The 10063-nt window shown below is 75.6% G+C and carries 1 protein-coding gene (cut by a window edge); it reads left to right on the top strand.

Annotated features, from left to right (window positions below; genetic code table 11):
- The first annotated feature begins 1 nt into the window (after position 1).
- Positions 2-10063, top strand: the 5' portion of a protein-coding gene (locus FHU28_RS23685; RefSeq protein ID WP_184686656.1) for a type I polyketide synthase. 19776 nt of this gene lie beyond the right edge of the window; 10062 of the gene's 29838 nt are visible here — the first part of the coding sequence; its start codon is at positions 2-4; its stop codon lies off the right edge, out of view.

Genomic DNA, 10063 nt, shown 5'->3' with positions numbered 1-10063 from the left:
GATGTCTACGTCCGCAGACAAGGTCGTCGAGGCGCTTCGCGCGTCGCTCAAGGAGACGGGCCGCCTCCGTCAGCTCAACCAGCAGCTGACCGCCGCCGCCCGGGAACCGATCGCGATCGTCGCGATGTCCTGCCGCTATCCAGGTGGCGTCGCCAGCCCCGAGCAGCTCTGGGACCTGGTGGCCTCCGGCGGCGACGCGATCGGCGGCTTCCCGACGGACCGGGGCTGGGACCTGGACAACCTGTACGACCCGGACGCCGACCGGGCCGGCCGCTCCACCACCCGCGAGGGCGGCTTCCTCTACGACGCGGCCGACTTCGACGCGGAGTTCTTCGGCATCTCGCCGCGCGAGGCCGTGGCGATGGACCCCCAGCAGCGGCTGCTGCTGGAGACGTCGTGGGAGGCGTTCGAGCACGCCGGCGTCGCGCCCGCCTCGATGCGGGGGCAGAAGGTCGGCGTCTTCGTCGGCACCGCCGCCAACGGCTACGGCATGGGCCCGCAGAGCGAGGCCGAGGGCGCCGACGAGGGCTACCTGCTGACCGGTACGGCCACCAGTGTCGTCTCCGGGCGGATCGCGTACGCCCTCGGCCTGGAGGGCCCCGCGGTCACCGTGGACACCGCCTGCTCGTCGTCGCTGGTCGCCCTGCACCTGGCGTGCCAGGCGCTGCGGCAGGGCGACTTCGACCTGGCCCTGGCCGGCGGCGTGTGCGTCATGGCCACCCCCGGCCCGTTCGTGGGTTTCTCCCGGCAGCGGGGGCTCGCCCCGGACGGCCGCTGCAAGTCGTTCGCCGCCGCTGCCGACGGCACGGGCTGGTCCGAGGGCGTCGGCATCCTGCTGGTGGAGCGGCTGTCGGACGCGCAGCGCAAGGGACACCCGATCCTCGCCGTGATCCGGGGCAGCGCCGTCAACCAGGACGGCGCGTCCAACGGCCTCACCGCCCCCAACGGCCCCGCCCAGCAGCGGGTGATCCGGCAGGCCCTCGCGAACGCCCGGCTGACCACGGCCGACGTGGACGCCGTCGAGGCGCACGGCACCGGCACCGTCCTCGGCGATCCGATCGAGGCGCAGGCCCTGCTGGCCACGTACGGGCGGGACCGCCCCGCCGACCGGCCGCTGCTGCTCGGCTCGATCAAGTCGAACATCGGCCACAGCCAGTCCGCCGCAGGCGTGGCCGGTGTGATCAAGATGGTGATGGCGATGCGGCACGGGCTCGTGCCGTCCACCCTGCACGTCGACGAGCCGACGCCGAAGGTGGACTGGTCGGCCGGCGAGGTGTCGCTGGTGACCGAGGCGACGCCGTGGCCGGCGACCGACCGTCCCCGCCGGGCGGCCGTGTCGTCGTTCGGCATCTCCGGCACGAACGCGCACACCATCATCGAGGAGCCACCGACCCCGGATGCCGCCGAGCCCGCCGACGCCGGACCGGCACCCACCGTCGCCCTGCCGGCGGTGCCCGTGCTGCTCTCCGCCCGCTCCGAGGCCGCGCTCGGCGCGCAGGCGGGCCGCTGGGCCCGGTGGCTGGAGGACGACGAGGCCCTCCGCACCGTGGACGTCGGCTGGTCGTCGGTCGTGTCGCGCTCCGCGCTGGAACACCGCGCGGTGCTCACCGCCACCGACCGCGAGGAGCTGCTGGCCGGGCTGCGCGCCCTCGCCGCCGGCCAGCCGTCCGGCGCGCTGGTCGCCGGGCAGGCCGCCGACCGGGGTCCGCTCGCGGTGCTCTTCTCCGGTCAGGGCGCGCAGCGTGCCGGCATGGGCCGGGAGTTGTACGCGGAGTTCCCGGTCTTCGCCGCCGCGCTGGACGAGGTGTGCGCACAGCTCGACGCGCTGTTGCCGCGCCCGCTCAAGGAGGTGCTGTTCGCACCCGAGGGTTCCGCCGAGGCGGAGCTGCTGGACCGGACGGTGTTCACGCAGGCGGGTCTGTTCGCGGTCGAGGTGGCGTTGTTCCGCCTGGTGGAGTCGTTCGGCGTCGCCCCCGACCTGGTCGGCGGTCATTCGATCGGCGAGGTCACGGCCGCGCATGTGGCGGGGGTGTTGTCGCTGGCGGATGCGTGTGTGTTGGTGGCGGCGCGGGGCCGGTTGATGCAGGCGTTGCCGGCCGGTGGTGGGATGTTGGCCGTTGCGGCGGCTGAGGCCGATGTGCTGGCGACGCTGGACGGCTTGACCGGTGTGGGGGTCGCGGCTGTCAACGGGCCGACGTCGGTGGTGGTCTCCGGTGCGGTGGAGGCGCTCGACGAGGTGGAGCGGGTCTGGCGTGGGCGGGGTGTGCGTACGCGCCGGTTGTCGGTGAGTCATGCGTTCCACAGTCCGTTGATGGAGCCGATGCTGGATGAGTTCCGGGTGGTCCTGGACGGGTTGACGTTCGAGGCGCCGGCGTTGCCGGTCGTGTCGAACGTGACCGGTGCGCTGGCTGACGTCGACGAGATCCGTAGTCCCGACTACTGGGTGCGGCACGTGCGGGAGGCTGTGCGTTTCGCCGACGGGGTCGCCGCGCTGCGCGCCGCCGGGGTGGACACGTTCCTGGAGATCGGCCCGCGCAGCGTCCTGACCGCCATGACCCGGGACGTGCTGAGCGGGCGGGAGCCGGCGGACGCCGACGACGACACCCCGGTCGTCGCCGTACCCGCCCTGCGCGCCGACCGCCCCGAGTCGCGGGCCCTGCTCGCCGCCCTGTCCGAACTGCACGTCAACGGAACACCCGTCGACTGGGCGGCCCTCTACGCCGGCACCGGAGCGACCCCGGTCGCCCTGCCCACGTACGCGTTCCAGCGGCAGCGCTACTGGCCCGAGCAGATGCCGGCCTCGGCCACCGGCCCGGTCAGCCCGGACGTGGTGGACGTCGAGTTCTGGTCGGCCGTCGAGCGCTCCGACGTGGCGGCCCTCGCCGCGCAGTTCGGCACCGACGGGGCGGGCGTCCTGGCCCCGGCCCTGCCGGTCCTGTCGTCCTGGCGCAGGGCGCGGCTGCGGGACGCCGTCGTCGACGGCTGGTCGTACCGGGTGGTGTGGAAGCGGACCACCGTCCCCGCACCGCTCACCCCGCCGGGACGCTGGCTGCTCGTGGAGCCCGCCGACGACGCCGCCACGACCGAGTGGGCCGGGGCGCTCGCGGGGGCGCTGAGCGCCGCCGGCGGCGAGGTGTCCCGGCTGGCGGTGGACCCGCTCGCCGAGCGCGACCAGGTGACGTCGCGGCTGGCCGGCGCCGTGGGGGACCCCCCGTTCACCGGGATCGTCTCCCTGCTGGGCCTGCTGGAGCGACCCCACCCCGGCCAGCCGGCGGTGCCGCTCGGCACGGCCGCCACGATGACGCTGGTGCAGGCCCTGCACGCCGCCGACGTCGCGGCACCACTGTGGATGCTCACGCGGGGCGGGGTCGGCACCGGCGACACCGACCCGGTGCGCAGCGTCGCCCAGGGCGGGCTGTGGGGCCTGGCCCGGGTCGCCGGGCTGGAACACCCGCAGCTCTGGGGCGGCCTGGTCGACCTGCCGGACGCGCCCGGGCGCGACGACTGGGACCACGCGGTGGGCGTCCTGACCAGGGGCGGCCCCGAGGACCAGGTTGCCGTGCGGCCCTCTGGCGTCTTCGTGCGGCGCCTGGTGCGCGCCACGCCGGCGGCCGTCGGCGCCGTCGACCGCTGGCAGCCGTCCGGCACCGTCCTCGTCACTGGCGGCACCGGCGCGCTGGGCGCGCACGTGGCCCGCTGGGCGGCGGCCAACGGCGCCGAGCACCTCGTGCTGACCAGCCGCCGCGGCGAGCACGCCCCCGGGGCGGCCGAGCTGCGCGACGAACTGACCGCGCTCGGCGCCCGGGTGACCCTGGTCGCCGCCGACATGGCCGACCGCGCCCGCGTCGAGGCGCTGCTGCGCGACGTCGAGGCCGACCCGGCGCCGCTGACCGCGGTGGTGCACGCCGCCGGGGTGGGCCAGCTGACCATGCTCGTCGACACCGACCTCGCCGGCCTGGCCGGGGTGCTCGACGGCAAGATCGCCGGCGCCGTGCACCTGGACGAGCTGCTGGGCGACCGACCGCTCGACGCGTTCGTGCTGTTCTCCTCGATCGCCGGCATCTGGGGCAGCGGCGGCCAGGCCGCGTACGCCGCCGGCAACGCCTTCCTCGACGCCCTCGCCGAGCGGCGCCGCGCCCGCGGCCTGGCCGCCACCGCCGTGGCGTGGGGCCCCTGGGCCGACGGCGGCATGGCCAGCGGCGAGGGGCAGGAACTGCTGGCCCGCCGCGGCCTCAGCCCGATGTCGCCGGCCCAGGCCGTGTACGCGCTGCGCAGCGCCGTCGGCCGGGCCGTGCCGTCGGTGACCGTGGCGGACGTCGACTGGTCCCTGTTCACCCCGGCGTTCGCCGCCGCCCGCGCCCGCCCCCTGCTCGACGACGTCGCCGAGGCGCGCGACGCCCTGCGCGTGGTCGACGCGGAACCGGAGGGCACCGTCGGCGGCGGGCTGCGGCAGCACCTGCTGACGCTGCCCCGCGCCGAGCAGGACCGCCACCTGACCGAGCTCGTACGCACGCACACCGCCGCCGTGCTCGGCCACTCCGGCACGGACCTGGTCAAGGCCGGCCGGGCGTTCAAGGAACTCGGCTTCGACTCGCTGACCGCCGTCGAGCTGCGCAACCGGCTCGGCGCCGCCACCGGCCTCACCCTGCCCACCACCCTGGTCTTCGACTACCCGAACCCGGCCGCCCTCGCCGACCACCTGTCGGCGACGCTGCGCCTGCACGAGGTCGAGACCGTGACCGCCTGGGGCCCCGCCGGGCCGGTGGACGGCGACCCGATCGTCATCGTCGGTATGAGCTGCCGCTACCCGGGCGGCGTGGCCAACCCGGACGACCTGTGGGAGCTGGTCGCCACCGGGCGCGACGGCATCAGCGGCTTCCCCGACGACCGCCACTGGGACATGGGCCGGCTGCTGGCCGTCGACGCCGACGGGCAACCCGTCTCACACACCCGCGAGGGCGGCTTCGTCGACGGCGCCACTACGTTCGACCCGGGCTTCTTCGGCATCTCGCCGCGCGAGGCCGTCGCCATGGACCCGCAGCAGCGGCTGCTGCTGGAGGCGTCCTGGGAGGCCATGGAGCAGGCCGGCATCGACCCGGAGGAGCTGCGCGGCAGCCGTACCGGCGTCTTCGTCGGCGCCTCCCCGTCGGGCTACGGCACCACCGACACACCGGCCGAGCTGGCCGGCTACCAGCTCACCGGCGGCGCGCACAGCGTCATCTCCGGCCGCGTGTCGTACACCTTCGGGCTGGAGGGCCCGGCGGTGACGGTCGACACCGCCTGCTCGTCCTCCCTCGTGGCGGTGCACCTGGCCGCTCAGGCGCTGCGCGGCGGCGAGTGCGACATGGCGCTGGCCGGCGGCGTCACCGTCATGGTGACCCCCGGTGCCTTCGTCGAGTTCTCCCGCCAGGGCGGCCTCGCCCCGGACGGGCGCTGCAAGTCCTTCGCCGCCGACGCCGACGGCACCGGCTGGTCGGAGGGCGTCGGCGTGCTGCTGGTCCAGCGGCTCTCCGACGCCCGGCGGCAGGGCCGCCAGGTGCTCGCCGTGCTCGCCGGCAGCGCCGTCAACCAGGACGGCGCGTCCAACGGCCTCACCGCCCCCAACGGCCCCGCCCAGCAGCGGGTGATCCGGCAGGCCCTCGCGAACGCCCGGTTGACCACGGCCGACGTGGACGCGGTCGAGGCGCACGGCACGGGAACGACGCTCGGCGACCCGATCGAGGCGCAGGCCCTGCTGGCCACGTACGGTCAGGGCCGCCCCGCCGACCGGCCGCTGCTGCTCGGCTCGATCAAGTCGAACATCGGCCACAGCCAGGCCGCCGCCGGCGTCGCCGGCATGATCAAAATGGTGCAGGCGATGCGGTACGGCCTGCTCCCACGGACCCTGCACCTCGACGAGCCGACCCCCCACGTGGACTGGTCCGCCGGCGCGGTCTCCCTGCTCACCGAGGCGCGCCCCTGGCCGGCGGTGGACCGGCCGCGCCGGGCCGCCGTGTCGTCGTTCGGCATCAGCGGTACGAACGTGCACCTGATCCTGGAGCAGCCGCCCACGCCGACCGACGCGGACGAGCCGGCCGACGGCGACGAGCCGGTCACCGGTGACGAGCCGTCCCGCGTGCCGGCGGTGCTGCCGCTGCTGCTGTCGGCCCGCGACGCGGCCGGGCTGTCGGCGCAGGCCGGCCGCTGGGCGCAGTGGCTCGGCGGCACCGGGGCCCCGCGCCCGCTCGACGTGGCGTGGTCGTCGGTGGCGTCGCGCTCCGTACTGGAGCACCGGGCCGTCGTGTCCGGGGCGAGCCGGGACGAACTGCTGGCGGGCCTCGAAGCCGTGTCGGCGGGCGAGCTCTCGGCCGGCGTGCTCACCGGCCCGGGCGGCCAGCGCGGCCAGCTGGCGCTGCTGTTCTCGGGTCAGGGTGCGCAGCGTGCCGGGATGGGCCGGGAGTTGTCCGCCCTGTTCCCGGTGTTTGCCGCCGCGTTGGACGAGGTGTGTGGGCAGTTGGATCCGTTGTTGCCGCGTCCGCTCAAGGAGGTGCTGTTCGCGTCGGAGGGTTCCGCTGAGGCGGGGTTGCTGGATCAGACGGTGTTCACGCAGGCCGGGTTGTTCGCGGTCGAGGTGGCGTTGTTCCGCCTGGTGGAGTCGTTCGGGATTGTTCCCGACATGCTGGCCGGTCATTCGATCGGTGAGGTGACGGCGGCGCATGTCGCGGGTGTGCTGTCCCTGGCGGATGCGTGCGCCCTCGTGGCGGCGCGGGGTCGGTTGATGCAGGCGTTGCCGACCGGTGGCGGGATGCTGGCGGTGGCCGCTGATGAGGCGGCGGTGGTGGAGTCGATCGCGGGGCTGACCGACCGCGCCGGCATCGCCGCTGTCAACGGGCCTGCCGCCGTGGTGGTGTCGGGTGCGGTTGAGGTGTTGGACGAGGTGGAGCGGGTTTGGCGGGATCGGGGGGTGCGTACCCGCCGGCTCACCGTCAGCCACGCGTTCCACAGTCCGTTGATGGCGCCGATGCTTGATGAGTTCCGTGCGGTTCTGGGTGGGTTGGCGTTTGCGGCGCCGTTGTTGCCGGTCGTGTCGAACGTGACCGGTGCCCTGGCTGGCGATGAGATCTGCACGCCGGAGTATTGGGTGCGGCACGTGCGCGAGGCTGTGCGGTACGCCGACGGGGTCGCCGCCCTGCGGGCTGCCGGGGTTGACACCTTCCTGGAGGTCGGCCCGCAGAGCGTGCTGACCGCTATGAACGCCGACCTGCTCGCCGATGACGAGGCCGTGCTGGCGGTGGCTGTGCAGCGCCGTGACCGTTCGGAGGCGCAGGCGTTGCTGCACGCCCTGGCCGAGTTGCACGTGCACGGCGTGCCGGTGACCTGGCAGTCGTGGTTCGCCGAGACCGGCGCGCGGCGGGTCGACCTGCCCACGTACGCCTTCCAGCGGGAGCGGTACTGGCTGCCGCCCACCGGCCAGTCCGCCGACGTCTCCGGGGCCGGCCTCGGCGTGGCGCGGCACCCGCTGCTCGGCGCGGCGGTGTCGGTCGCCGGCGAGGACATGGTGGTGCTGACCGGCCGGCTGTCGGTGTCGACGCACCCGTGGCTCGCCGACCACGTCGTCTCCGGCGCCGTGGTCGTGCCGGGCACCGCCCTGGTGGACCTCGTCGTCCGGGCGGGCGACGAGGTCGGTGCCTCCCGTGTCCGTGAGCTGACCGTCCTCGCCCCGCTCGTGCTGCCCGCCACCGGCGGCGGGGTACGGGTCCAGGTCCGGGTCGGTCCCGTCGACGGGACCGGCAGCCGCTCGGTGACCGTGCACTCCCAGCCCGAGGACGACTCCGAGTCGGGCTGGACCCGGCACGCCGACGGCCTCGTCGGCGCCCCCACTGCCGACGAGCCCACCCTGGGCGCCTGGCCGCCACCCGGCGCGTCCGAGGTGGACGTCACCGGCTGGTACGCGACGGTCGCCGAGCACGGGCTCGCGTACGGGCCGGTCTTCCGGGGCCTGCGCCGGGCGTGGACCGCCGACGGCGAGGTGTTCGCCGAGGTCGCCCTCCCCGACGAGGTCACCGGTGACCCGGCGGGCTTCGGGGTGCACCCGGCGCTGCTGGACGCCGCCCTGCACCCCGTCGGGCTGCTGCCCGCCGACCAGTCGGGCGGCGGGCCCCAGGTGCCGTTCGCGTTCGAGGGTGTGCAGGTCCACGCCGTCGGCGCCCGGACGCTCCGGGTCCGCCTCACCGCCTCCGGCAACTCGGTGCGGCTGGTCGCCGCCGACGAGACGGGCGTGCCCGTGGTGTCGGTGGACTCGCTGGCACTGCGCGAGATGACCGGCCTGGCGGCCGCGCCGGACGAGGCGTACCGATCCCTGTTCGAGGTCTCCTGGCAGCCCGAGCAGATCGCCGCGCCCGACGGCGCGTACGGCTGGGCCGTGCTCGGTGACCGCCCGCTCGACGGCGCGCCGCAGCTCCCGGCGTACGCCGACGTCGCCGCTCTGACCACGGCGGCGACGGACGGCACCGCCCCGGCGGCGCTGCTGCTACCCGTCACCCCGGCGACCTCCGGGACGGACGTGCCCGACGCGGTGCGCTCCGTCACGACGGACGTCCTCGGCGCGGTGCAGGCGTGGCTGGCGGCCGAGCCGCTGGCGGACTCGAGGCTGGTCGTCGTGACCCGCGGCGCCGTGGCCACCGGCGCCGACGACCGCGTCAGCGACCTGGCGGGGGCGGCGGTCTGGGGCCTGCTGCGCTCGGCCCAGTCGGAGCACCCCGGCCGGCTCGTGCTGGCCGACCTGGAACCCGGCGCCGACCTGGACGCCGACCTGCTGGCCCTGCTCGCCGCAGCCGCCGACGACCCCGCCCTCGGCGGGCAGGTCGCGGTGCGTTCGGGAACGGCGTACCTGCCGCGGCTGGTCCGCGCCACGGGCGCCGCGCGGACCCCGGCGACCCTCGACGGGGGAACCGTCCTGGTGACCGGCGGCACCGGATCGCTGGGCGCCCTGGTGTCCGAACACCTCGTCACCGCGTACGGCGTGCGTTCGCTGGTGCTGGTGTCCCGGCAGGGGCCGGCCGCCCCCGGCGCCGACGAACTGGTGCGGCGGCTGGCCGCGCTGGGCGCGACCGCCCGCGTGGTCGCCACGGACGTGACCGACCGCGAGCGCGTCGGCGAGCTGGTCCGGTCCATCACCGCCGACGACCGCCTGGCCGGGGTGGTCCACACCGCCGGCGTCCTCGACGACGGCATCGTCAGCGGGATCACCGCCGACCGGCTGGCGGACGTGCTGGCCCCGAAGGTCACGGCGGGCTGGTGGCTGCACGAGGCGACCGCCGAGCTGGACCTCGACCTGTTCGTGCTCTTCTCCTCCGTCGCCGGGGTGCTCGGCTCTCCCGGCCAGGCCGCGTACGCGGCCGGCAACGCCTTCCTGGACGCCCTCGCCGTGCTGCGGGCGCAGCGCGGGCTGCCCGCCGTCAGCCTCGCGTGGGGCATGTGGGACACCGACGGCATGGCGGCGTCGATCAACGACACCGACCGGGCCCGCGTGACCCGGGCCGGCCTGGTCCCGATGACCGCCCCCGTCGGGCTCGGGCTGTGGGACGCCGCCCTGACCCACGGCGGCGCGGCGCTGGTGCCGGCCGTGGTCGACCTACCCGCCATGCGGGCGCAGACCGCCGCCGGCCGGGTGCCGGTGATGCTGCGGGGCCTGGTGGGACCGGCCGCGAAGCGCCGCCGCTCCGGCACCGGCGCGTGGGCCGACCGGCTGGCCGGCCTCGACCCGCAGGAGGCGCGTACGCAGGTGGCGCTGCTGGTGCGCGGAATGATCGCGCAGGTCCTCGGCCACGGCGGCGCCGAGGCGGTGCCGGCGGACCGGGCGTTCCGGGAACTGGGCTTCGACTCGCTGACCGCTGTCGAGCTGCGCAACCGGATCAACAGCGCGAGCGGACTGCGGCTCACGTCGACGCTCGTCTTCGACTACCCGACCCCCGCTGCCCTGTCGGAGCACCTGTACGAGCAGCTGTCCGGCCAGGTCGCCGCGCAGCAGCAGGCCGTGCGGGCGACAAACGTCGACGAGCCGATCGCCATCGTGGGCATGGCC

It is taken from the genome of Micromonospora echinospora (assembly GCF_014203425.1).
GTDB classification, from domain to species: Bacteria; Actinomycetota; Actinomycetes; order Mycobacteriales; family Micromonosporaceae; genus Micromonospora; species Micromonospora echinospora_A.
The sequence above is the reverse complement of the archived record's forward strand: the minus strand, read 5'-3'. Positions and strand labels throughout refer to the sequence as shown.